Source organism: Lentzea aerocolonigenes, assembly GCF_000974445.1.
GTDB lineage: Bacteria > Actinomycetota > Actinomycetes > Mycobacteriales > Pseudonocardiaceae > Lentzea > Lentzea aerocolonigenes.
In genome coordinates this window covers 177,764-200,795 of the sequence record NZ_BBOJ01000009.1, presented here as the reverse complement: position 1 = coordinate 200,795, position 23,032 = coordinate 177,764, and the positions used below count along the sequence as shown (strand labels likewise).

Genomic DNA, 23,032 nt, shown 5'->3' with positions numbered 1-23,032 from the left:
CGGCACCGCCGCGGACGCGGTCAAGATCGTGATCGTCGGCGGGTTCGGGGTGGGCAAGACGACGATGGTCCGTTCCGTCAGCGAGATCCGTCCGTTGAGCACCGAGGAGACCATGACACAGGCCGGTGCCGGGATCGACGACGTCGGTGCCGTGCGGGGCAAGACCAGCACCACGGTCGCCTTCGACTTCGGCCGGATCAGCCTCGACGACCACATGGTGCTGTACCTGTTCGGCGCTCCGGGCCAGGCGCGGTTCTGGTTCCTGTGGGACAGCCTGTTCGCCGGAACACTGGGCGCGGTCGTCCTGGTGGACACCCGGCGCCTGGACGATTCCTGGTACGCCATCGACCGGCTCGAACACCACGGGATGCCGTTCATCGTCGCCCGCAACAACTTCGAGCCGCCGGTGCACAGCCTGGACCAGGTGCGGGACGCCCTGTCGCTGTCCGACGAGGTGCCGCTGATCGATTGCGACGCCCGATGGCGTGAGTCGAGCAAGTCCGTGCTGATCGCCCTCGTCAACCACCTCTACGCCCTGTCCGCCGCCCAGGAGACCACCCCATGACCACTCCGCAGCACTTCTCGCGGCCGCCGGCACACGCCGCCACTCCCAGGGCCACGGCGTTGCACGGGCCGAAGTTCCAGCACAACCCGGGCCAGTTGTACCGCGACATGCGCCGCCAGCACGGTCCGGTCGCCCCGGTCCTGCTCGACGGTGACATCCCCGCCTGGCTCGTACTCGGCTACCGCGAACTCCTCCACGTCACCGGCAGTCCCCAGCTCTACGCTCGCGACCCCCGTCGCTGGAACGCCTGGGACAGGATCCCGCCGGACTGGCCGCTGCTCCCCCTGTTCGCGTACCAACCCTCCATGTTGTTCGCCGAGGGGCAGGAGCACCGGCGCCGGGCGGGCGCTGTCAGTGACGCGCTCTCCCAGATCGACCCGTTCGAACTCCGCCTGGATTGCGAACGAATCGCGGACAGGCTGATCGACACCTTCGCCGGCACCGGCGAGGCCGACCTGACGGCGCAGTACGCCGCCCCCATTCCGCTGCTGGCAGTGGCGAAGACGTGCGGCATGTCCGATGCCGGGGCGACAACCTTGGTGCGCGACATGGGAATCGCCTTCGACGGCGGCCCCGACGCCCTCGAAGCCTTCGCGCGGGTTCGCGGTGCGGTGGCGCAGCTGGTCGACAGCAGGCGGGCTCACCCCGGCCCGGACGTGACCTCACGTCTGCTGGGGCATCCGGCGGCTCTGACCAACGACGAGATCGTCAACGACATCGTCGTCGTGATGAACGCCGGCCAGCTGCCGACCTCGGCCTGGATCGGCAACACCGTCCGGCTGATGCTCACCGACGACCGTTTCGCCCTCGCTCTCTCCGGCGGCCGCAACAGCATCGGCGAGGCACTCAACGAGGTGCTCTGGGAAGACACACCCACGCAGAACATGGCAGGCCGGTTCGCCACCCGGGACACCTCTCTCGGAGGCCAGCGCATCCGCGCGGGCGACCTGCTCATCCTCGGTCTCGCCGCCGCGAACGCGGATGCCGGCATCCGGCAGAACCCCTGTGCCGACTCCGTGGGCAACCGCGCCCACATGTCCTTCAGCCACGGCGAACACCGCTGTGTGTACCCAGCGCCCGAACTCGCCGAAATCATCGCCAGAACCGCCGTCGAGGTCCTCCTCGACCGGCTGCCCGACCTCACTCTGGCGGTGTCCCCCGATGCCCTGGTGTGGCGGCCATCGGTCTGGATGCGAGGGCTGTCGGCCCTCCCCGTCCAGTTCACGCCGACGTCGGCACCGAGCCCGGCGAGCACGGAACTGTGACTCGCTTCGCCTGTCAGCAGCCGCGCGCCGCGGTCGCTCGGGTGAACGCCGACCCGAGCGAGCCCCCGTGGGTCCGCCAGCAGGACAAGCACAACTGACCGTTCTGCTCGCGGACGGCGGGACCGGCCACGCCGCACAGGGCGTGGCCGGGCACGGTCACCGGATCCGGCATCCAGAGGTGAACCACATCGCCTCCGCCGAAGGCCTGCGCGCGAATCACGACGCCCCCACTCGATCACCTGAGTCCTGACGGGTCGTCTCCTGCACGGTGATCACACCTCAATCTGGTGGTGGACGAGGAAGTGAGCGCGGCAGGGCGCCGGATCGCTGGGGAGAAAGACAGTCCGGAGCCCTACCGCGCTCTGCCGGGCGGCACAGATCGACGAAAAAAGCGCCACCCGCTGCTCGAGTGCCGGCCGGCCGATGCCCGGAACTCCGGACCGGACCTGGCGGGACGCCGCATGTCCGACGCCAGGTGAAGGGCCTGGGGACCGTCGCCGCCCACACTCCTGGGCGAGCGTCGACGGGAGCCGACGGCCATCTTGGCTTCCTCCCGCACTCGAGGGGGACAAGGTTGTCCCGAAACCGGCGCGGAGGGACCGGGAGAAATACCGGGATGCATACGGAGATCGGTGTGCCGGTCGATGGCCGATCCCCCCGAACATGATCAACTTTCACGTTCGTCGCCCGCGAGGAATCGTCCTGCCAGACTCTGTGCTGCGGTGATAACGCTGTCGCCGGTTGCGGCGACTCCCTACCCGTGGCGGCCAAACAGGTCGCCTGAGATCCGGCTCGCCCCTGGATGACACAGATGAATCAGAGACCTGCCACATCGGGCAGGAAACCGCCGCACCTGTGCGGCAACCTTCCCGCCGAGGCCACGAGTTTCGTGGACCGCCGAAAGGAGATCTCCGAAGCCAGGCAGGCGCTGTCCACCACCCGGCTGCTGACGCTGACCGGTGTCGGCGGTGTGGGCAAGACCCGCCTCGCCGTGCGGGTGGCGGCCGGGATGCGACGGGCGTTCACGGACGGGGTGTGGCTGGTCGAACTGGCCGCGTTGCAGGACCACACGTTGCTGGACCAGACTGTCGCGGACACCATCGGGCTGCGTGACCGGTCGGCGCGGTCGCCCCGCGAAGCAGTGGTGGACCACCTGCACGACAAGCAACTGCTGCTGGTGCTCGACAACTGCGAGCACCTGGCGGGCGGTTGCGCGGAGCTGTCGGTCGATCTGCTCACGGCAGTGCCGGGTCTGCGCATCCTGGCCACCAGCCGGCACGCCCTGGGCATCTCCGCCGAACACGTCCTCGCGGTCCCGCCGCTGCCGCTGCCCGACCCCGAAAACCCGCCCCAGCCGGGGAAACTCGTCAGCAACGAGGCGATCCGGCTGTTCGCGGAGCGAGCGACACCCGTGCGGCCCGGTTTCACCGTGAACACCCACAACCACGCGACGCTGGCACGGATCTGCCACCAGCTGGACGGGTTGCCGCTGGCGATCGAACTGGCCGCGGCATGGCTGCGGGTGCTCTCGCTGGAGCAGATCCTGCACCGGCTGGACAACCGCTTCCAGTTCCTGCGCGGAAGCAGCCACGCGGTACTGCCTCGCCATCAGACGCTGCGGGCGGTGGTCGACTGGAGCTACGAACTGTGCACGCCCCCAGAGCAGATCCTGTGGGCTCGGGTGTCGGTGTTCGCCGACGGTTTCGACCTGGACGCCGCCGAGGCGGTGTGCGCCGGGGACGGCATCGACCCCCACCAGGTGCTGGACCTGGTGGCCGGACTGGTGGACAAGTCGATCCTGATCCGGGAAGACCAGGAGCACAGCCCACAGGCCCGTTACCGGTTGCTGGACACCATCCGGCACTACGGACAGGAAGTCCTGCGCGCGGCCGGGCAAGAAATGGTTCTGTGCCAACGACATCGCGACTACTACCTGAACCTCGCCGAACGCGGCGAGGCCCGCTGGTTCGGCCCTGACCAACTCCAGATCGCCGCCCGGCTCCGGTCCGAACACGCCAACCTCCGCCTCGCACTGGAGTTCTGCCTCAGCACCCCCGGTGAGTCCCGGACCGGGCTGCACCTGGCCGGGATCCTGTACTTCTACTGGCTGAGCTGCGGTCTTTCGGCCGAGGGACGCCACTGGCTGGACCGCGCACTGAGCCTGGACACCGAGCCGACCGGGGAACGGGCCACCGCCCTGAGTGTCAACGCCCACCTCGCCGTCATCCAAGGCGACATCGCAGGCTTGGCAACCATGGCGCAGGAGTCCCGGGACCTGGCTGAGCAACTGGGCGACGAGGCCACGTTGGCCTACGCCACCGCCAACCTGGGAGCCGCGGCATGGCAGGAAGGCGACCCGGAGCGATCCCCGGCGTTGTTCGAGAACGCACTGGCACGTTTCGAAGCCACCGGCGAACTGACCACCACGTTGATCATCGCCTACAACACGTCCACCATGGCCCTCTACTCCGAGGATCTCGCCCGTGCCACCGAGGTGTGCCGGCGAAGCCTGGAACTCTGCGAGCGACACGGCGAACAGTGGGCCAGGGCCTCCACGCTCCACGTGCTCGCCAACATCGAATGGCGGCACGGCGAGTTGACGCGAGCGAGCACACATGCCAAGGACAGTTTGCGGATCACGCACGCCTTCAACGACACCATCGGCACGGCGGTGGTCGTCGAACTGCTGGCGTGGATCGCGGGCGTGGTGGGCGAGAACGATCGGGCCGCGGTGCTGCTCGGCGCTGCGCACCGGATCTGGGCACTGGTGGGCGGTGAGTCACTCCCGCAGACCTCCCCGTACTGGAACGTCCCGCACAAGGCGTGTGAGCAGCGGGTCCGCCAGGCTCTCGGTGACCGTGCCTTCCAGGCCGCGTTCGACCGCGGCGCCGGCTTCGGTCCGGATCAAACCGTTGCCTACGCGCTCGGCGAGAAGCCGACGACCGCTACCCCTGCCGCCGCCGTGACGGCTCACGCGGGCACGCAACTGACCCGCCGCGAGCGGCAGGTCGCCGAGCTCGTCGCGAAGGGATTGACCAACAAGGAGATCGCCGCACAGCTGGTGATCACCCGACGCACCGCCGAAGGCCACGTGGCGAGCATCCTGAGCAAGCTCGGTTTCTCCACCCGCACCCACCTCAGCGCCTGGATCGTCCAACAGGAAAGACAGCAGAATTCGTGACTGCGCGTACAACCCCGGAGTGCCAGAAGCGGTCGGCGTGGGACGGTCCGGCGAGATCGGCGCAGCGCTGGACTCGGCGTTCACGGGCTTCGTAACGTGGCTACAACGGTTCAGAAACGTGGGCCACGGAACCTGTCCGTATGGGTCGGCCGGCTCCCACCGCCACGCACTGCCCGTACTGCTCGCTTCAGTGCGGGATCCGTGTGGTGGCCGGAGACCGTCCTGCGGTGCTCACCCCGTGGGAGGACTTCCCCACGAACCGGGGCGGGTTGTGCGGAAAGGGCTGGCGTGCCGCGGAACTGCTCGACCACCCCGAACGGATCACGGTGCCGCTGGTGCGGTCGCACCGGGATGCCCCGCTGCGGCCGACGTCCTGGGACGACGCGCTGGACCGCATCGCAGTCGCGGTGCGGCGCAGTCAGCTGCGGCACGGCCCGGACAGCGTGGGGTGCTTCGGCGGCGGGGGTTTGACCAACGAGAAGGCCTACCAGCTCGGCAAGTTCGCCAGGGTGGCGTTGCGGACGGCGTCGATCGACTACAACGGGCGGTTCTGCATGTCGTCGGCGGCCGCGGCCGCCGGCAAGGCGTTCGGGATCGATCGCGGCATGCCGTTCCCGGTGCAGGACATCGCCGAGGCCGATGTGATCATGCTCGTGGGGAGCAATCCGGCCGAGACCATGCCACCGGTCATGCAGTGGTTCGACGAGGGGCGCGCGGCCGGTGCCCGCCACATCGTCGTCGATCCGCGTGCCACGCCGACGGCCCTCGGTTCCGCACTGCACCTGCAACCGGTGCCGGGCACCGATCTCGCGCTGGCCAACGGGCTGCTGCACCTGGCCATCCGGGAGGGCTTCCTCGACGAGGAGTACGTCGCGGCGCGCACCGCCGGCTTCGAGGAGGTGCGCAGGACGGTGCGGGCGTACTGGCCGGACCGGGTGGAGCGCATCACCGGGGTGCCGACCGCCGCGCTGCGGGAGGCGGTGCGGCTGCTGGGTGAGGCGTCCTCGGCGATGGTGCTGACCGCCCGCGGCGCCGAGCAGCACAGCAACGGCACCGACACCGTGCTCGCGTTCGTCAACCTCGCACTGGCCCTCGGTCTGCCAGGGCGTCCGCATTCCGGGTACGCCACGGTCACCGGTCAGGGCAACGGTCAGGGCGGCCGTGAGCACGGGCAGAAGGCCGACCAGCTGCCTGGCTACCGCAGGCTCGACGACCCGGCCGCGCGTGCCCACGTCGCCGCGGTGTGGGGTGTCGACCCCGGCGAACTGCCCGGGCCGGGTCGCTCGGCGTACGAGATGCTCGACCGGCTCGGCGTGGACGTGCGGGTGCTGCTGGTCATGGGGTCCAACGTCGTCGTGTCCGCACCGCACAGCGACCACGTCGGAGATCGCCTGAGGGCACTGGACTTCCTCGTCGTGTCCGACTTCTTCCTGTCCGAGACCGCGGCGCGCGCCGACGTGGTGCTGCCGACCGCGCAGTGGGCCGAGGAGGACGGCACCGTCACCAACTTCGAGGGCCGGGTGCTGCGGCGGCGGCGCGCGTTGCCGCCACCGGAAGGAGTGCGGACCGATCTGGAGATACTGCGTGCCCTTGCCGACCGTCTCGGCCGTGGCCGGTACTTCGCCGACGATCCACGCACGGTCTTCGACGAGCTGCGCCGGGCCAGCGCCGGCGGTCCCGCGGACTACGCCGGCATCACCTACGAGCGCATCGACGCCGAACAGGGCGTCTTCTGGCCGTGTCCGGCGCAGGACCATCCGGGCACGCCCCGGCTGTTCACCGAGCGGTTCGCGACACCGGACGGCCGGGCCCGCTTCCACCCGGTCGAGCACCGGGAGCCGGAAGAGTTGCCCGACGACGAGTTCCCCTACCGGCTGACCACGGGCAGGTCGATCCAGCACTACCAGTCGGGTGCGCAGACCCGGCGAGTGCGCGCGCTGGTGGCGATCGAGCCGGACGCCTACGTGGAGCTGCATCCGGCCGTCGCTCGTCGGCTCGGCGTCACCGCGAACGAGCTGGTGCGGCTGCGCACGCGCCGCGGCGCGGCGGTGTTCCGGGCGCGGATCACCGAGAACATCCGGCCGGACACCGTTTTCGTGCCGTTCCACTGGGTGGGCGTCAACGCGTTGACCAACCCCGAGCTCGACCCGCACTCCCGCATGCCGGAGTTCAAGACCTGCGCGGTTTCGGTGTCCCGGATCGACTGAGAGGAGCTCTCCAAGTGCAAACCACGCCACGATTCCTGCAGGGCGTCTACGCCTTCCAAGGTCAGGGGCTGGAGAAACCGTTCCTGCTCGATCCGGCGCTGACCTATGTGGTCCCACTGGGGTTCACCGCGCAGCCGCTGTACTTCCGGGGTGGGAACAGCACTGCGGAGCTGGTGTGCGTGGTGCTCATGCGCGACGGGCAGCCCATGCGCTACTTCCCCATCGGGGCGAGGGAGTCCACGCACGTCGCGCTGCGGGTCGTCGAGGATCTGCTCAGCGACACCCGGGTCGAGCTCCACGTGGCCGCACCCGAAGGCGTGACCGGAACGCTGGTGGTCGATTTCGGCATGGTCGAGATCTGAGGAGGAAGCCGTGACGAACCCGCAGCGGCTCGTGGTGGTGGGCAACGGCATGGCCGGTGCCAGGGCGGTGGAGGAGATTCTCCACCGCGGCGGTGACCGGATGTTCTCGATCACCATGTTCGGGGACGAACCGTACGGCAACTACAACCGCATCCTGTTGTCCGGCTTGCTCGCCGGCACCGACGACGCGGACGAGATCTTCCTCAACCCCGTGGAGTGGTACCGGGACAACGGGATCACGTTGCACGCCGGGGTCCGCGTCGTGCGGATCGACCGGTTCGCCAAGCTGGTGCTGGCCGACGACGGCTCGATCACGCCGTACGACAAGCTGATCATCGCGACCGGCAGCCGGCCGTTCTACCCGCCCGTCGAGGGAATGTGGCGCGATGACAAGACACTCACTCCAGGAGTGTTCGGCTTCCGCACGCTCGACGACTGCGCGGCGATGGTTCACCACGCCCGCGAGCACCGGCGAGCCGTGGTGATCGGCGGCGGTCTGCTCGGCCTGGAGGCCGCACACGGCCTGCGCGTGCTCGAACTCGAGGTGCACGTCGTCCAGTCCGCGCCGCTGCTGATGAACCAGCAACTCGACACCCAGGCCGGGCACGTGCTCCGCCGCTCGGTGGACAAGCTCGGCATCACCGTCCACACCGGACAGCGGCTGACCGCCATCCGGCACGAGGACATCGTGACGGGAGTGACCTTCGCCGACGGGTCCAGCATCGACTGCGACATGGTCGTCGTCACCGCGGGAATCCGCCCCAACGTCGGGCTCGGCATCGTCTCCGGACTCACGGTCGAACGGGGAATCGTCGTCGACGACCAGCTGCGCTCGGTCGACGACGACGACATCTACGCGGTCGGGGAATGCGCACAACACCGCGGCGAGGTCTACGGCCTGGTCGCGCCGCTGTGGGAGCAGGCCGTGGTGCTCGCCGAGCACGTCACCGGGCACAACCCGCAGTCGGCCTACCACGGCTCGCGGACGGCGACGAAGCTCAAGGTCGCCGGGATCGACGTGGCGACCATGGGTCTCAAGCAGCCCGAGCGCGAGGACGACGAGTTCGTGCAGTTCTCCGAGCCGAGGCACGGCGTGTACAAGACCGTGATAATCCGCGACGACCGGCTCGTCGGGGCGACCCTGCTGGGTGACGTGAGCAAGGTCGCCTTTCTCATGCAGGCCTTCGACCGCGGGCTGCCCCTGCCGGAGGAACGCATCCAGCTCCTGTTCGACATCGGCACACCGGCTCCGTCAGTCGGCGCGGCCGAACTGGACGACGACGCCCAGGTCTGCAACTGCAACGGAGTGAGCAAGGCCGATCTCGTCGCCCGCGTGCGGGCGGGGGAACGCACGCTGTCCGGGGTCATGAACGCCACCAGGGCGGGCAAGGGCTGCGGCTCGTGCAAGGGCCTGGTCGCCGACATCGTCGAATGGGCCGCGGGCGGGAAGATCGAGGATGATCCCGCGGCGAACTGGTACGTGCCGTGCATCCCGATGGACAAACCGGAACTCATGGCCGAGATCCGGTCGCGGGGGCTGCGCTCGGTCTCCGCGGTGTTCGCCGAGCTCGCCCGCGACGGGCGGCCGGACGCCGCGAGCAAGATGGCGCTGACCTCGTTGCTGCGCATGATGTGGGGCGCGGAGTTCGTCGACGAGCGGGACGCCCGCTTCGTCAACGACCGGGTGCACGCGAACATTCAGAAGGACGGCACGTTCTCCGTCGTGCCGCAGATCAAGGGCGGGGTGACCACCCCTGGCGAGCTCCGCCGGATCGCCGAGGTCGCCGAGCGCTACGAGGTGCCGCTGGTGAAGCTCACCGGTGGTCAGCGCATCGACCTGCTCGGCGTGCGCAAGGAGAACCTGCCGAAGGTGTGGGCCGATCTCGGCATGCCGTCCGGCCACGCCTACGGCAAGAGCTTCCGCACCGTGAAGACCTGTGTCGGCTCCGACTTCTGCCGGTACGGTCTCGGTGACTCCACCGCGCTGGGGATCGCCATCGAGGAACGGTTCAAGGGGCTGGAGAGCCCTGGCAAGCTGAAGCTCGCCGTCGCCGGCTGTCCGCGCAACTGCTCGGAGGCACTGGTCAAGGACCTGGGGGTGGTCGCCGTCGAGGGCGGCCGCTGGGAGATCTACGTCGGCGGCGCGGCGGGCGCGCACGTCCGCAAGGGCGACCTGCTGACCACAGTGGACAGTCCGGACGAGGTCATGACCATCACCGGGCGGTTCCTGCAGTACTACCGGGAGAACGCCCGGTGGCTGGAACGGACCTACGCCTTCGTCCCCCGCGTCGGCATCGACCACGTCCGTGCCGTCGTGGTGTCGGACAGCGAAGGCATCGCGGCCCGGCTGGACGCGGCGATGCAGGCCTCCGTGGCGGCCTACCGGGATCCGTGGCTGGAAGGGGAGAACCCCGTCACCCCCGGTCAGTTCCGCACCGCGCTCCCGCTGATCGTCCTGCCCCGGGTGCCGGTGCGATGAGCGCGGAGCACCCGGTGGCCCGGGCCGACGACATCCCGGTGGGCGAAGGCCGCGCACACGTCGTCGCCGGTCAGCAGATCGCGGTGTTCCGGTTGCGGGACGGCCGGATCCGCGCCGTCCAGGCAACCTGCCCGCACGCGGGCGGCCCACTGGCCGACGGCCTGATCGACGACACCGTCGTCATCTGCCCGCTGCACAACCACACCTTCGACCTCGCCACGGGCTGCTCGGCCACCGGCCAACCAGCGATCCGCACGTACCCCGCACACCTCGACGACAACGGCAACATCATCGTGTCCGTGCCACAACCGTGAGCACCGGCCCGGCGGGCGATCTCGCAATCCAGAGGTACCCGACGCCGCAGTGTGTTTTACCTGGTCAGACGGCCTGTCGATGATTTCGTCGGCGGGCCGTTTGCGATGCGTTGGGGAGCAAATCGGGAGCACGGGCTCCAGAACACATTCGACCAGCCAGTCCCATCGGCCTCTTCCACTGCGAGGAACCTAGCGGGCGCGGATCCGCGGGTCGAGCACGCTGTAGATCAGATCGGTGGCCAGGTTGAACAGGACGGTCATGGTCGAGGCCACCACGAGCCAGCCCATGAGCATGTGCGGGTCGTACTGCCGCACCGAGCTCACGAGCAGGTGGCTCATGCCCGGCCAGCCGAACACCGTCTCGACGACCAGCGCTCCGCCGAGGATGCCGCCGAAGTCCATCGAGAACGCCGTCACCACGGGGATCAACGCGTTGCGCAGCGCGTGCCTGATGACGACCCGCGCCTGCGAGATGCCTTTGGCCTTGGCCGTGCGCACGTAGTCGGAGTCGAGAACCTCCAGCATCGACGCTCGCTGGAACCGGCTGTACCCCGCGAAGCTGATCACCATCAGGCTGAGCGTCGGCAGCACCAACGTCCCCGAGTGCCGGTAAAGAAGGTCCAGCAGACCATCGGTGTACCCCGGCGGGCCCGCGGTGACGAGCCACCTGCTCAGCCCGAGGGTTTCGAGCAGGTCGTTCAACTGGATCCCACAGGCCTTGATGATCACCGCGACGCAGAAGACCGGGATGGAGATCAGCACGTAGGCCAGCCCGGTCGCGGCGTAGTCGACGATCGAGTACTGGGCGAGCGCCGAAAGCACGCCCACCAGCACTCCCAACACCACTGCGAGCACAACGGCGGCGGTGACCAGCCGAGCGGTGATGGATACCGCGTCCAGAACGGCTGTCCGGACGTCCGCTCGTGCGCTGCCCAGCGCGAGACTGCGCCCCCAGTCGCCGTGGACGAACCCGGTGAGCCAGGACCAATACCGTTGCAGCACCGGTTTGTCCAAGCCGAAGTCTGTTTCCAGTGCTCGGATCTGGGCCTCGGTCACACCAGGGCGCAGCCGTGCCTCCGCGAGCGGGTTGCCCGCGCTCGCCACGAACAGGAACGACAGGAAACTGCCGACCAGCAACGTGACCGCGGCCAGCAGCAGACGGCAAAGCAGGTAGATGACCACAACGAGTCCCTGTATTCGCTTGCAAGCGTATTCCGGTGCGGTGTCGCGCGGCGTAGCGTCGTTCGGCGCGGGAGGTGGGTGATGACCGAGCTTCTGTCCGAGCACGACCTCCGCGCGCTGGTGACGTTCGTGGAGGAGAGCAGGCGCGACGATCCGGACGGTGTGATGCCGTGGGCGGCGCTCGACGGGTTGAGCCGCCTGATCCGATGCGACTCCGTTGGTTTCACCGAGTTCGACCCGCCGCACGGGGCTTTCCTCGTCGAACAGTGGTCGGAGTGCGGTGAGCACGTCCTGCTGCGCGACAGCGTCGACCCGGACGACCCGTACTGGTCGTTGTGGCGGGACTTCCTGCCGTGTGGCTACCCGGAACGCACCGGCGACCGCCACAGCGTCGTCATGTACTCGGACTTCTACACCCAGGCGGAGCTGGCCAGAACTCCGTTCGTGATCGAGATGGGTGGCCCGCCCCAGATGCACCGGCTGTCGGCCAGGCTGCCGGTCCAACCAGGCCGAACGCGTCGGATCATCCTCGACCGCGACAGCGGCGCCGACTTCAGCGAACGCGACCGCCTCGTGCTTCAGCTGCTCCGACCGCACCTGTACGAGATCTTCCTCGACGCCCAGCGCAGGCGCGACGGTGTGCCCCGGCTGAGCCGCCGGGAGCTCGAGGTCCTGCAGCTGGCGGCGCAGGGCCGCAGCAACGCGGCCATCGCACGGGAGTTGTTCATCGCGGTGAGCACCGTGCGCAAACACCTGGAGCACATCTTCGACCGCACCGGAGCGCGCACACGGGCCGAGGCCGCGGCAATGGTCATGCCACACCTGAGCGTGGTCGACCCTTACTAGCAAGGCACCAGTCGCACCGTGAACGCCTTCGTGTAAACCGTGACTCCGGTGCGCGTACCCGCCTCGGATCCGTTGGTGTCACCGACGACCTCGTACTTGCTGACGAAGCTCGTGCCGCCGGGAGTCAGCACGTCGACGTCGTGGTCGGTGTCCCGGTAGTGGCTGTTGTTGACCGTTCCGACGCTGACGCCGGAGACGCACAACCCCGTCGGGGCGTAGTAGATCGTCGTCGTCCTGGTCCCTTCGACCGTCGTCCAGTCCGACATCGTCTCGGTCGCCCGCATGTGCAACCTGACGTCGATGCGGGACCGCATCAGCACGAGTGTCGCGTCCAGCACGACCTGTGGTCCGTGGCCGGCGAACTCGCGATCGCCTCGCACGTGGGGCGGGATGAACCGCGACCCCAGCGGGACCTGCGCGCCCGGCACGACCTGCGCTGTCGCGGCAACCGGTTGTGCGCCAACAGACGGCGCCGCGGCCAGGCCGAGAACCGCTGTCGCGACCGCAGCGCCGATGAGCGGATGGGCCAACCTCCTGCGTGTGATCGACATCGTCCTGCCTCCTGTCTCTGGAAACGTTGTCGCTCCAAGAGCGTCGGCTTGACGAGAGGCCGGCACCATTCGCCTTCGCGCGTATTCCTGTCAGCTGAAGATCGCTCACCAGCGCACGGGATGTGGAGGGCCGCTGAGGAGCTCGGCTTCCGCCGGATCTTCGGCAAGCGACTCACCGCGCAGGGGCAGACCGACGCCGAGCAGATCCTGATGAACGCCGAGCAGGCCGGCCGGCGCGCGGTGCCCGAAAAAACTTGGCGGTCCGGGGCAACCTTTGCGAGGGGCGGCGGCAACTGGGTGGTGTCCGGACAGAGGTCTCGGCAGAGGCAGCGGTTGAAGGAGAGCATCGGCATGTTTCCCCGCCCATCCACGCCCCCGGAGGCGGAACACGGCGGCCGCGCCCGCCGCAGTCGCGCATCGGCTGTTCTCAGGCGGTCGCAGGCGCATCGCCGTCGTCGGTTGTACCAGCGTCGGGGTTTCTGGGCGGCCGTCGGCCTGGCGGTCGTGGGCAGCTCCGTGGCCGTGGTCAGCACGGCCTCGGCGGAAACCGTGGACAGCAGCTTCTGGTACCTGCTGGTCAACCGCAGCACCGGCCAGGTGCTGGACGACTACGGCTACGCCGCGTACGACGGCGCCCCGGTGGTCCAGTGGAGCCGCACCGGCCGGGCGAACCAGCAGTGGAAGTTCATCGAGGCGGGTGACGGGAACTACCGGCTGCAGAACCGGTACTCCGGCAAGGTGCTGGACAACTACGGCTGGTCGAAGGCCGAAGGCTCCCAGGTGGTGCAGTGGAAGGATCTGAACGGCGCCAACCAGCAGTTCCACCTGAAGAAGTCGTCGGACAGCTACGTGCGTCTGATCAACCGCTTCAACGACAAGGCCGTCGAGGTCCCGATCGGCTCCAAGGCCGACGGGGGCCGCATCGCGCTGTACCACGACTGGAACGGCGCCAACCAGCAGTGGCAGCTCGTCCCGGCCGGCAGCATCAGCGGCACCGGGAACGCGGGCAGCTCCAGCACCAACGCCGCGCCCACCACTACTGCCACGCCGGGCAGCAGCGCTCCGGCGAGCCAGGCTCCGAGCGGTACCAAGCCGACGTCGGCGGCTCCGACGACCACGGTCGCCCCCGGCGGCAGCTCGGCGAAGAGTTTCATGGGCAGCAACAAGGTGCTCATCGGCGGGATGATGAACGACACCTCGGCGAACGCCGCGCCGTTCGACGTGCAGTACGCCTACGTGCACAGCCAGCCCGCGCCCTCGTCTGACTACTACACGGCGGCCCGCTGCCAGGACGCGTGGACGAGCTGGTGGGGCTGCTGGAACGGCAGCACCACGGCGCCCGGCACGTATGTGACCTGGCGGGACTCCAAGGCAGCTCAGGCGACCTACAAGGGCAGCCCACGCCCGCAGAAGTTCCTCTGGACCTGGTACTCGCTGCGCGACCTCGGCGATCTCGCGGGCGAGGGCGATGGTCCGGGTGAGGTCAAGGCCATCAACAGGGCCGACCTGCTCACCCGGTACCTGAACGACTACCGCTTCTTCCTCCAGAAGATCGGCACCTCGCACGACATGATCGACATCGAGCCCGACTTCTGGGGCTTCGCCCGGTCGCTCGGCGACCCGCACAAGATCGCCGCGCAGGTCAAGGCAGCGAATCCGACGGACTGCGGATCGCACGAGGACAGCGCCGCCGGGCTCGCCCGCTGCCTGATCGACATGGCGCACAAGTACGCGCCGAACACCGCCGCGGGATTGCACCTGTCCTGCTTCGACTGGCAGCAGAACACCCAGCAGTGCGTCACGGACTACGCCCGCCTCGGCGCACAGAACGCCGACTTCCTGGCCACCGACGTGTCGGACCGCGACGCGGGCTGGTACGCGCAGCCCGCCCACGGCGGCCTCGACTACTTCTGGACCGACCAGAAGGCCGCCGCCCAGCTGGCGTTCTACAAGACGATGGCCGAGTCGGTGGGCAAGCCGGTGGTCCTGTGGCAGATCCCCCTGGGCAACGCGGCGCAGAACAACACCTTCGGCCACTACAAGGACGACAAGGTCGACTGGTTCTTCTCGCACCTCGACCAGGTGGCGAACTCGCACATCGCCGCCCTCCTGTTCGGCCCGGGGCAGCAGGAACAGACCACGGTCGAGTCCGACGGCGGGAACCTGATCAACAAGACGATCGCGTACCACAACTCGGGCGGCACGCCGCTCAAGTAGCCGCATCGTGCCGGGGAGGCCGGGCCCAGGCCTCCCCTTGCACGAGTCAGGCGGACTTCATCGCTCCACCGTGGACGGTCCAGTTCGACCCGATGGCGCTCGGCATGGTGGGAGAGGCGAGCAGTACCACCGCGCGGGCGATCTCGTCCGGGTCGATCAGCTCGTCGGTCAGCATGCCGATCTGCTGGGGCAGTGTCGCGATCAGATCGCTGTGCTCCACGCCCATCCGTGCCGCGATCTGTGCGGCGTACCCGTCCTCGCCCACCAGCAGTTCGGTCCGCGTGCCACCGGGGGTGACGGCGTTGATCCGGACACCCATCCGTGCCGCCGCCTCGGCGAGGCCGCGGGTGAAGGTGTTGAGCGCGGCTTTGGCCGCCGCGTAGGGCAACGGCGCGGTGTGCGGGTCGCGGGCACTGCTGGAGCTGATGTTCACCACGGCGCCCCGCGCCTTCGCGAGTGCCGGCAGCGCGGCCCGCGTGGTGCGGACAGCCGCGTTGAGGTTCAACGCGAACACGTTCGCCCAGGTGTCGTCGTCACCGCTGAACGGGTCTTCGAGAAGTTCGTCCGACGGGTCGCCTCCTCCCGCGTTGTTCACCAGCACGTCGAGCTGCGGGTTCTGGGCCAGCGCGGTCTCGACCACCCGCTGCGGTCCGTCTGATGTGGACAGATCGGCCGGGATGAAGACGGCCCCGGTGCGCTCCAGTTCGGACGTCGAGCGGCGGGCGGTGGCCACGACCGACGCGCCCTCCGCGGTGAAGGCCTTGACGATCGCCAGTCCGATTCCCTTGCTGGCTCTGGTGACCAGCACTCGCTTGCCTTCCAGCTGCAGGTCCATGTTGTAGTACCTCCTCCCCTTAAGTGATACACAGCTGTCACAGTTAGCGCAATAAGTGATACTGGCGTGTATCATTTCCGAGTGGCAACGGCGGGCAGAGACACGGGGCGGCGACTGCGAGCGGACGCGGAGCACAACACCGCGCGGATCCTCGCGGCCGCCGAGGAGGTGCTGGCCGCAGATCCGGCGGCGTCGCTGGAACGCATCGGCGAGGCGGCCGGGCTCACCCGTGCCACCGTGCACCGGCGGTTCGCCTCACGCCGGGCACTGCTGGAGGCGTTGACCGAGCAGCTCAACCAGCGCTACCTCACGGCACTCGACCAGTCGCGGGCGGACGGGGCACCTCCACTCGTGGCCTTCCGGCGCCTCACCGAGATCGTCTTCGAGCTCAAGGCCGGCCACCGGTTCGCCATGGAGCTCATGAGCGACGAAACCGGGTGCCACGGCGGGCTGACCCCCGAGGTCGCGGCCGGGCTCGAGGAGGTCTTCGCCCAGCTGCGCGAGGCGGGTGAGATCACCGCCACGGGCGCGGACTGGTGCCGCCAGGTCTACCTGGCCCTGCTGCAGGAGGCCGACCAGCTGCCGGAGGACGCCACCGATCTCGTCCAGGCCGGGAGGTCCAAGGCCGAGCTGGTGGTTCGGGCGGTGGTGGGAGCGCTGGGCGGGCACGGATCGCGCTCCACTTGACCACGGGCTGGAGCCGGGCGCGCACCTCGTCCGGCTACCGGCCGCCCGCGACCGGCTGGAGCAGCTGGTTGCGCGCGAGGATCGCTTCCCGAGTCGGTGGCACGAGAAGCGCACCACCACTTTCGACCGTGCCCTGGGCGAAGTCGACGTACGGCCGCTGGCGGGCCTCGTACCGCGGGAACGCCGTGACGTGGTCACCACCCGATCGCTCGAGCTCCTCGGCGAGGAACTGGGCTCCCGTCAGCGCCAGGGACGTGCCCCGGCCCGCGAGAGGGGACGCGCAGTGGGCCGCGTCACCCACGAGCGCGACCCGGCCGCGGTGCCAGGCCGGCAGGTGGATCTGGCTGACCGAGTCGAAGTAGAGGTCGGGATCGGCGCGCACCGCGTCGAGGATGGCCGGGACCCTCCACGAGCGACAGTCGGCGAACTGGTCGAGCAGTATCCGCTTCTGCGCTTCGACGTCGCGGTAGTCGTAGTCGAGGGGATCGGACGCGAACATCAGCAGACCGATCGCCCTGTCCTTGAACCGGGCGATGCCGGCCAGGTGCCCCGGACTGCTGAACATCGGGTTGATCCGCTCGGCTTCGGCGTCGGCCTCACCGGGCATGTCGGTGATGGCGGTGTAGAGGCCGAGGTGCCGGATCCAGTTCCGCTCCGGACCGAACACGAGCCGCCGCACCGCCGAGTGCAGGCCGTCGGCGCCCAGGACGAGGTCGAAACTCTCCGAACGGCCGGAGGCGAAGCGGACGTCCACCCGGCCGTCGTCGGCGGCGATCGTGGTCACCGACTCGCCCAGCCGCAGGTCCACGGCGTCCGGCAGTGCGTCGGCCAGGATTCGGGACAGGTCCTCGCGGGCGATCTCGATGTCGTCGGGCGAGTCGCCGATGTCGGCGGGCAACCGGCCGACGGCCGTGCCGTTCTCGTCGACGAAGTGCACCTGCTCGGTCATGCGGATCCGCGCGTCGCGGATCGCGGGCAGGATGCCCATCTTCGCGGCGACCTCGATCGCGTCGCCGCGGACGTCGATGGGAGAACCGTTGCCGCGCAACCGGTCGGCGAGCTCGACGATCGTGACCTGATGCCCGCGAACCCCGAGGACGCGCCCGAGTGAGAGGCCGGCGACGCCCGCGCCGGAGACGAGGATCTTCATGTGTTTCTCCACAACGGTGATGACGAGCGGGACTCATCGGGACGGGTGGGCGAGCACGAACTCGCGGAGCAGCCGGGCGGTCTCCTGGGCGAACTCCACCGTGATCCCGTGGCGTGCGCCTGGAACCACCTCCAGCCTCGCCCCCGGGATCACGCCGGCGATCTTCCGTCCGACCTCGGGAGTGGCCACGGGATCGTCCTCGCCGTAGACGAGCAGAGTCGGCGCCGTGATCTCGGACAGGCGGCCGGTGAGGTCGAAGCCCGCAACCGCGGCCAGTCGCCGGGCGTCCGCCTCCGGTGAGCGGTGGACCAGGATCGCCCGGAGTTTCGCGACCACCTCCGCGTCCGCCTGCCCGCGTTCGGACAGGGCGAAGGCAAGCATCCGGGCGTCGCGCCGCGCCGGCGACAGCGCGACTATCTCGGACGCCACAGGTGCCCGCAGAGCCGAGGCGTCGGCGAAGGTGGCGCCGACGGTCAGCGACTGCACGACGTCGGGTGCCGACACCGCGACCTGCAGGGCGATGAAGCCGCCGAACGAGGATCCGAAGACGTGCGCCCGTTCGCACCCGAGGCCCCTGATCAGCGCGACGCAGTCCTCCGCGAGGTCGGGGATGCCGTACGGGCCGGGTGGGTTGACCGTCGCCCCGGAGTCGCGCTGGTCGTAGGCGATCGCACGGATGCCGTCGCCCAGCAGGGGCCGGAACGCGTCGTACTGGACGTGCGTGCTTTCGCCGCCGTGCACCAGGACCACCGGCTCGCCGGCGCCGGACTCCGCGTAGGCGATCTTGATCGCACCGGCCTCGACCGTGCCGACTGACGTGGTCACACCTCAACCCCTTAAAGAGACAGTTCGTCTCTTTAAGCTAGCCTTGATCGACCGAGCTGTCCACCGGCACGTGCAGGAGGTGTGAGAATCGGGGCGTGCCGGAGAACCTGCAGACCTCGGAGCCGACCGACGCCGGCGCACGACCGGCAGCGCGACCGGGCGGCCGCAACGCTCGGGTGCGATCGCAGATCCTCGCGGCGACGATGGAGCTCGTTGCCCGCGACGGCATGACCGGCCTGCGCTACGAGGAGATCGCCGAGCTCGCCGGCGTCAACAAGAACAGCGTCTACCGCAACTGGCCGGACCGCGCCGAGCTGGTGAAAGACGCGTTGCTGCGGTACGCGGAGGACTCCGCGCCTCTGCACGACTCCGGCGATCTCCGGCGTGATCTCGTCGACTTCCTGGTGGCGCTGGCCGAGCGGCTGTCGAGCCCGGTCGGCCGCGCCATGCTGCAGGCCACCGTCGCGGCCACGGCGAACACGGATCTGGCCGAGGCGATGCGCGCTGCCTACGACCAGCAGTTCGCCGCCGCCCGCCGGCGGTTCGAGAGTGCCGTCGACAGGGGCGAGATCCCGCCTGTCGACAGCTACTTCCTCACCGAGCTGCTGTCCGGGCCGGTGTACCTCTACGTCAACCGGCGGCGCCACCCGTTCACCCGCGAGGTCGCCGAGAAGATCGTCGACGTCGTCCTGGCCGGCATCCACGCCACCGCGCCGTAGGGTCCGGTCGGGTCTCAGCGCAGCACGAAGACGCGCAGGAGTCCCCACACCGTGGACAGCAGGAGGACGAGACCGGCCAAGCTCAGCGCCAGCCACCTCAGATCGCGTTGCCGTTGCAGCCTGGCCGGTGCACGGGTGTCGTCCAGGTGCGCGAAGACGGGTGCGAGCTGCTGCAGCAGCGCCATCTCGAGGCTGGTGGCGCGATCGGTGCCGAGGCGGACCGGCTCCGCGGTCCAGTCCTCGCGGAAGTGCAGTGCTGCCCGGACCGTGTGGTCGTCGGCCTCGGGCAGCGGCGCGAGGTCGGGCAGCGGGTGCGGGAACAGGTCGGCCACGTCGGAGCGGAAGTTGTCGTACTCCCGGTTCCCGAACGGGAGCAGGACCACGACGCGGCGCGGGTCGACGGTTGCTCTGACCTGGCCGAGCTCCCAGCGCAGTCCCTCACCCCGCCCCGCGCCGACGAGGACCAGCTGGGAGCGGTCGAGGAGCTCGCGCACCGTCTCCCGCCAGTCGTCACCGACGTAGAGACGGGGCGCACCGGCCGGTGGAAGCGGCTCACCCGGCCGCCCGATCGCCACCAGTGGTCCGATCCCGGCGAACGCGCGGGCGAGCCGCTCCTCCTCGGTCCGGAAGTAGTCCAGCGCGGTCTCACCGGTGCGCGCCAGCAGATCGTCGACCAGGAACGAGCGCAGGTAGAGCACGGGACGCCGGGGATCGGACTGGAGTGCGGACCATCCGTCTGCCGAGGTGTTCCGCTTGAACCCGATCCAGCACCTGACGACGACGTGCCTGCCGATCGGCTGGCAGATCAGGTGGGCCGCGACGAGGCCGACGAAGTAGAGGGCACCACCGCCCAGCCGGTCGGCCGTGAGCGCCAACGCCACCACGACCGCGAGGATCAGCACGCAACCGGCGACGGCGCAACAGAAGTACGCCGCGGCACGCACCTTCGACCGGCCATGCGTTCGTTCGGGGTTTTCGCTCACGTCCAGACCTCCGGCGTCAGCGAGGCGCTGTCGGATTCGAGGCGATGAGAACGGGTTCCTCGGTGATCATGAGGGTGTCACCGGCTTGGATGTTCTTCACCGGCCCGTCGAGGTGCCACACCTCGTAGCTGTTGCGGGGCGCCGAGACCGCGGCGGTTCCCCTGTCGGTCCAACGGATCGTCGCGTCGAAGGTCTGGCCCGAGTCGGTCACCGTGTAGACGCATTCGAAGACGTTGGCCGGCAGGTTCACCCCGAGGCCCTTGCCGCACGAACGGATGCTGGCGTTGTGCAGCCACCGTTGCAGTTGCTCGACGGCGAGCGCGGCCGTCGTCGGCACCCCACCGACCGGTTGCAGCACGATGGGGATTTTCGTGCCGCCCCAGTTGTAGAAGTAGAGACGCTCGAGGTTGACCTCCCGCGCGAACATCCCGACGAGGAAGAAGCGCACCGCGTAGTTGCGGGCGGTGACCTCGTCGAGCTGTGGCTGGGTCGCGATCGAGTAGTCGGTGCCGGTGCTCCACAACCTCGGGTGGACGCCGGCATCGTGCATCACCCGGTCGATCGCCGTGGTGAGGTTGAGCATGGCCTCTGGAGGGTCGGACGCGTTCGGGCGGAACAGCTTGATGCCTGCCACATCGCAGTGGTCGTATCCGTTGAGCTCGACGAAACGGCGGAGGAACGACAGACCTTCTTCGGTCTGCAACCGGCCCATGCCGGGGCACACCACGGTGGCCGACGGGTCGGTGGCGCGGATGATCTGGCTCGCCCTGCGCGTCATCTCGACCAGGACCTCGATGCTGCCCGTGTAGAACCGGCGGTCATTGGCCAGCACCCACAGCTCGTACGCCTCGATCCGTCCCCGATAGCGCTCGGCCACCGCCCGGACGAACAGGTCCCAGTCCACGAGGTCGGAGGGAGGCGCCGAAGTGCCGTCGGGATAGGGGCCGGCCTGGCCGTTCGGACTCGCCCACCTCGGCGTGCTGCCGAAGACGAACATCGGGGGCAGTCCCGCTTTCTCCGCGCCACCGACCAGGCGGTCCAGCGTCGTCCAGTCGAACTCTCCGCGCTGCCGCTGCAGTTCCGACCACCGCGTTCCGCCGTCCCAGAAACGGACAGCGCCAACGCGGAACGCGGGCATGGCCCCGGTCGCACTGTTGATCGTGACCCCGAACAGTTCGCTCTTCACCCGAGCGGGCGGCAAGGTCCACGCCGGACCTTCGACCGACTGGTGCGCAGGGCCTCCGGCGGCGAACCGTGCACCCCCGGCTGTGCTCCCGACCAGAACGGCCGCCGGCACCACCACGATCAGCACCACGGCCACCAACGCCCAGGCCGGCCTCCGCCTGGACCTGACGTGTTTGGTGGGCAGTGGCCGCTCGGCATCGAGGGCAGCAGCAGGAATTCTCTCGTCGACATCGGTGTGGGGCGTCGTCGCCTGTGACCACAGTCCGTACAGGACGGCCATCTCGTCACGGCTCGCACCACACGCCAGCGCGATGCGCTCCACAATGCCGAACTCCCGCGGCACGCTCGTTCCTCGGCAGTAACGATGCACCGCGGACTTGCTCACGTGAACCTTGCGCCCGATCCGGTCATAACTGAGGCCGCTGACCGTCTTGAGCTGTTCCAGCCGGTCGCCGAGCTCCCGCGCGTGCCGACCACCATTCTGTTCCCCGCCTGCGGCCACTGTTCAAGGGTGTCCGAAACGACCCATCTCGTCCATCGCCCGAACGCGACGATCTGGGACACGCCTCGCGCCGTCCCAGCGACCGACGTATCCGCTGGTCAGGGAGGGAGTTTCGTCCCAGCGTCTCAACTTGCCGATCACGCGTTGCCTCCTCGTCACTCGTGCGAGGACGTTGGACACCGGAAGCCGAACAACTCACTGCCGGCGGTACCCAAATATTGATCACCGATAGAAAGTTCTATTCCCGCGGGGACTTCGACAGTTCAGCTCACAATCAATGGAGTGCCATGTTCATTTTTTCTTCGAAATTTGCCCGATCCTTGTCCCGCGGGGTCGTAGTGGCTTGTCTCGCGTCATTGGTCCCGCTCGCGCTGGGTTCACCCGCCCAGGCGACGTCGACCGCCGCGGCTTCTGACGTGACCCCGCTGGGGGGCTGCACGGGTGGCGTCATCTGCGGCAGGGCGGACAACTTCTCCGGGCACGACCTGTACACCAGCCAGGACATCACCGCTGACGTCAACACGAGACCACACCGGTGCCACATCTGGAACAAGGACGGGGGCTCCACCCGGAAGGACGTCATCTGGGGGTGCACCCAAACCGTCCTGCACCACGGGAACAGCAGGGGCGGCAACTTCACGGGGGTCGACGTCGACGCGGTCACGTTCAGCGACGTCGACTACTGGGTGGCGTTCGGCACCCCGACCAACTGGAAGCGGCACGTGAAGGGCGAGTGGACCAGAATCCACAACGACCAGACCGCCAGTTGCGACACCGATGGCTCACGGCTGCGCTGTTTGATCTTCTGACCCGGGCAAGGTGTTCCGGTGCGACGGCACTCGCAAGATCGCACGGATGACTGTCTGATTTCCAGTCGACACGAGTGCTTGCGGACGTTGTTCGGCGAAGGCCGGCGCTCCGGAACACCCGCACGCCCGAGCAACCACCGGAGGGCACGGGAAACCCGCGGCGTGGAT

Annotated in this window: 20 protein-coding genes; 12 read left to right on the top strand and 8 right to left on the bottom strand. The window is 68.8% G+C overall.

The window, feature by feature from the left end:
- Window positions 1-28: 28 nt before the first annotated feature.
- Together AOM45_RS19100 and AOM45_RS19095 are read left to right on the top strand one after the other, a co-directional pair.
- Window positions 29-565 carry a GTP-binding protein gene (locus AOM45_RS19100; protein WP_201780024.1) on the top strand — a complete coding sequence of 179 codons (537 nt, stop codon included), beginning with the start codon at window positions 29-31 and terminating at the stop codon, window positions 563-565.
- The gene (locus AOM45_RS19095) at window positions 562-1,830 is read left to right on the top strand and encodes a cytochrome P450 (RefSeq protein WP_030466325.1); all 1,269 of its coding nucleotides are present in this window, start codon (window positions 562-564) and stop codon (window positions 1,828-1,830) included. Before AOM45_RS19100 ends, AOM45_RS19095 begins: the two co-directional genes overlap by 4 nt.
- Before the next feature lie 13 nt (window positions 1,831-1,843).
- Here the strand turns inward: AOM45_RS19095 and AOM45_RS19090 are convergent, their stop codons facing one another.
- Window positions 1,844-2,017: a hypothetical protein gene (locus AOM45_RS19090; RefSeq protein ID WP_156093675.1), complete on the bottom strand. Its 174-nt coding sequence runs from the start codon at window positions 2,015-2,017 to the stop codon at window positions 1,844-1,846.
- 624 nt (window positions 2,018-2,641) lie between these two features.
- Here AOM45_RS19090 and AOM45_RS19085 point away from each other — a divergent pair.
- The 5 genes from AOM45_RS19085 (at window position 2,642) to AOM45_RS19065 (ending at window position 10,373) form a co-directional block, all read left to right on the top strand.
- The gene (locus AOM45_RS19085) at window positions 2,642-5,011 is read left to right on the top strand and encodes an ATP-binding protein (RefSeq protein WP_030466327.1); all 2,370 of its coding nucleotides are present in this window, start codon (window positions 2,642-2,644) and stop codon (window positions 5,009-5,011) included.
- Window positions 5,012-5,151: 140 nt separating this feature from the next.
- On the top strand, window positions 5,152-7,218 hold the full coding sequence (locus tag AOM45_RS19080; protein WP_030466328.1) for a molybdopterin oxidoreductase family protein: 2,067 nt from the start codon (window positions 5,152-5,154) through the stop codon (window positions 7,216-7,218).
- 14 nt (window positions 7,219-7,232) lie between these two features.
- Window positions 7,233-7,580, top strand: coding sequence for a hypothetical protein (locus tag AOM45_RS19075; protein WP_030466329.1), 348 nt, complete (start codon window positions 7,233-7,235; stop codon window positions 7,578-7,580).
- Window positions 7,581-7,590: 10 nt separating this feature from the next.
- Window positions 7,591-10,059, top strand: a complete 2,469-nt coding sequence (nirB, locus tag AOM45_RS19070) for a nitrite reductase large subunit NirB (protein WP_030466330.1) — start codon at window positions 7,591-7,593, stop codon at window positions 10,057-10,059.
- Window positions 10,056-10,373 (top strand): Rieske (2Fe-2S) protein, encoded by a 318-nt coding sequence (locus AOM45_RS19065; protein WP_030466331.1) that lies wholly within the window; start codon window positions 10,056-10,058, stop codon window positions 10,371-10,373. The genes nirB and AOM45_RS19065 overlap by 4 nt, the downstream gene beginning before the upstream one ends.
- Before the next feature lie 189 nt (window positions 10,374-10,562).
- Here the strand turns inward: AOM45_RS19065 and AOM45_RS19060 are convergent, their stop codons facing one another.
- Complete coding sequence (locus tag AOM45_RS19060) at window positions 10,563-11,555, bottom strand: ABC transporter permease (RefSeq protein ID WP_030466332.1); 993 nt, start codon at window positions 11,553-11,555, stop codon at window positions 10,563-10,565.
- 81 nt (window positions 11,556-11,636) lie between these two features.
- Between AOM45_RS19060 and AOM45_RS19055 the strand changes: the two genes are divergently transcribed.
- Window positions 11,637-12,401, top strand: a complete 765-nt coding sequence (locus tag AOM45_RS19055) for a helix-turn-helix transcriptional regulator (RefSeq protein ID WP_030466333.1) — start codon at window positions 11,637-11,639, stop codon at window positions 12,399-12,401.
- Here the strand turns inward: AOM45_RS19055 and AOM45_RS19050 are convergent.
- Complete coding sequence (locus AOM45_RS19050) at window positions 12,398-12,952, bottom strand: hypothetical protein (protein WP_030466334.1); 555 nt, start codon at window positions 12,950-12,952, stop codon at window positions 12,398-12,400. The genes AOM45_RS19055 and AOM45_RS19050 overlap by 4 nt on opposite strands.
- A 120-nt stretch (window positions 12,953-13,072) precedes the next feature.
- Between AOM45_RS19050 and AOM45_RS19045 the strand changes: the two genes are divergently transcribed.
- A complete protein-coding gene (locus AOM45_RS19045) occupies window positions 13,073-15,169 on the top strand; it encodes an RICIN domain-containing protein (RefSeq protein ID WP_236703747.1) in 2,097 nt (698 codons plus the stop codon).
- A gap of 46 nt (window positions 15,170-15,215) precedes the next feature.
- Here AOM45_RS19045 and AOM45_RS19040 read toward each other — a convergent pair whose 3' ends face one another.
- Window positions 15,216-16,004: an SDR family NAD(P)-dependent oxidoreductase gene (locus AOM45_RS19040; protein ID WP_030466336.1), complete on the bottom strand. Its 789-nt coding sequence runs from the start codon at window positions 16,002-16,004 to the stop codon at window positions 15,216-15,218.
- Between the two features lie 81 nt (window positions 16,005-16,085).
- Between AOM45_RS19040 and AOM45_RS19035 the strand changes: the two genes are divergently transcribed.
- Entirely contained in the window at window positions 16,086-16,691 is a 606-nt protein-coding gene (locus AOM45_RS19035; RefSeq protein WP_035909531.1) for a TetR/AcrR family transcriptional regulator, read from the top strand.
- 34 nt (window positions 16,692-16,725) lie between these two features.
- Here AOM45_RS19035 and AOM45_RS19030 read toward each other — a convergent pair whose 3' ends face one another.
- Together AOM45_RS19030 and AOM45_RS19025 are read right to left on the bottom strand one after the other, a co-directional pair.
- A complete protein-coding gene (locus AOM45_RS19030; protein ID WP_030466338.1) occupies window positions 16,726-17,841 on the bottom strand; it encodes an FAD-dependent monooxygenase in 1,116 nt (371 codons plus the stop codon).
- 33 nt (window positions 17,842-17,874) lie between these two features.
- On the bottom strand, window positions 17,875-18,666 hold the full coding sequence (locus AOM45_RS19025) for an alpha/beta fold hydrolase (protein WP_030466339.1): 792 nt from the start codon (window positions 18,664-18,666) through the stop codon (window positions 17,875-17,877).
- A gap of 95 nt (window positions 18,667-18,761) precedes the next feature.
- Between AOM45_RS19025 and AOM45_RS19020 the strand changes: the two genes are divergently transcribed.
- Window positions 18,762-19,385 (top strand): TetR/AcrR family transcriptional regulator, encoded by a 624-nt coding sequence (locus AOM45_RS19020; protein WP_236703746.1) that lies wholly within the window; start codon window positions 18,762-18,764, stop codon window positions 19,383-19,385.
- Between the two features lie 14 nt (window positions 19,386-19,399).
- Here the strand turns inward: AOM45_RS19020 and AOM45_RS19015 are convergent, their stop codons facing one another.
- Both AOM45_RS19015 and AOM45_RS19010 read right to left on the bottom strand, forming a co-directional pair.
- A complete protein-coding gene (locus tag AOM45_RS19015; RefSeq protein WP_156093676.1) occupies window positions 19,400-20,368 on the bottom strand; it encodes a hypothetical protein in 969 nt (322 codons plus the stop codon).
- Between the two features lie 16 nt (window positions 20,369-20,384).
- A complete protein-coding gene (locus tag AOM45_RS19010) occupies window positions 20,385-22,055 on the bottom strand; it encodes a helix-turn-helix domain-containing protein (RefSeq protein WP_051782953.1) in 1,671 nt (556 codons plus the stop codon).
- A gap of 416 nt (window positions 22,056-22,471) precedes the next feature.
- On the opposite strand from AOM45_RS19010, the gene AOM45_RS19005 reads away from it, so the two are divergent.
- The gene (locus AOM45_RS19005; protein WP_156093677.1) at window positions 22,472-22,864 is read left to right on the top strand and encodes a hypothetical protein; all 393 of its coding nucleotides are present in this window, start codon (window positions 22,472-22,474) and stop codon (window positions 22,862-22,864) included.
- Window positions 22,865-23,032: the final 168 nt, after the last annotated feature.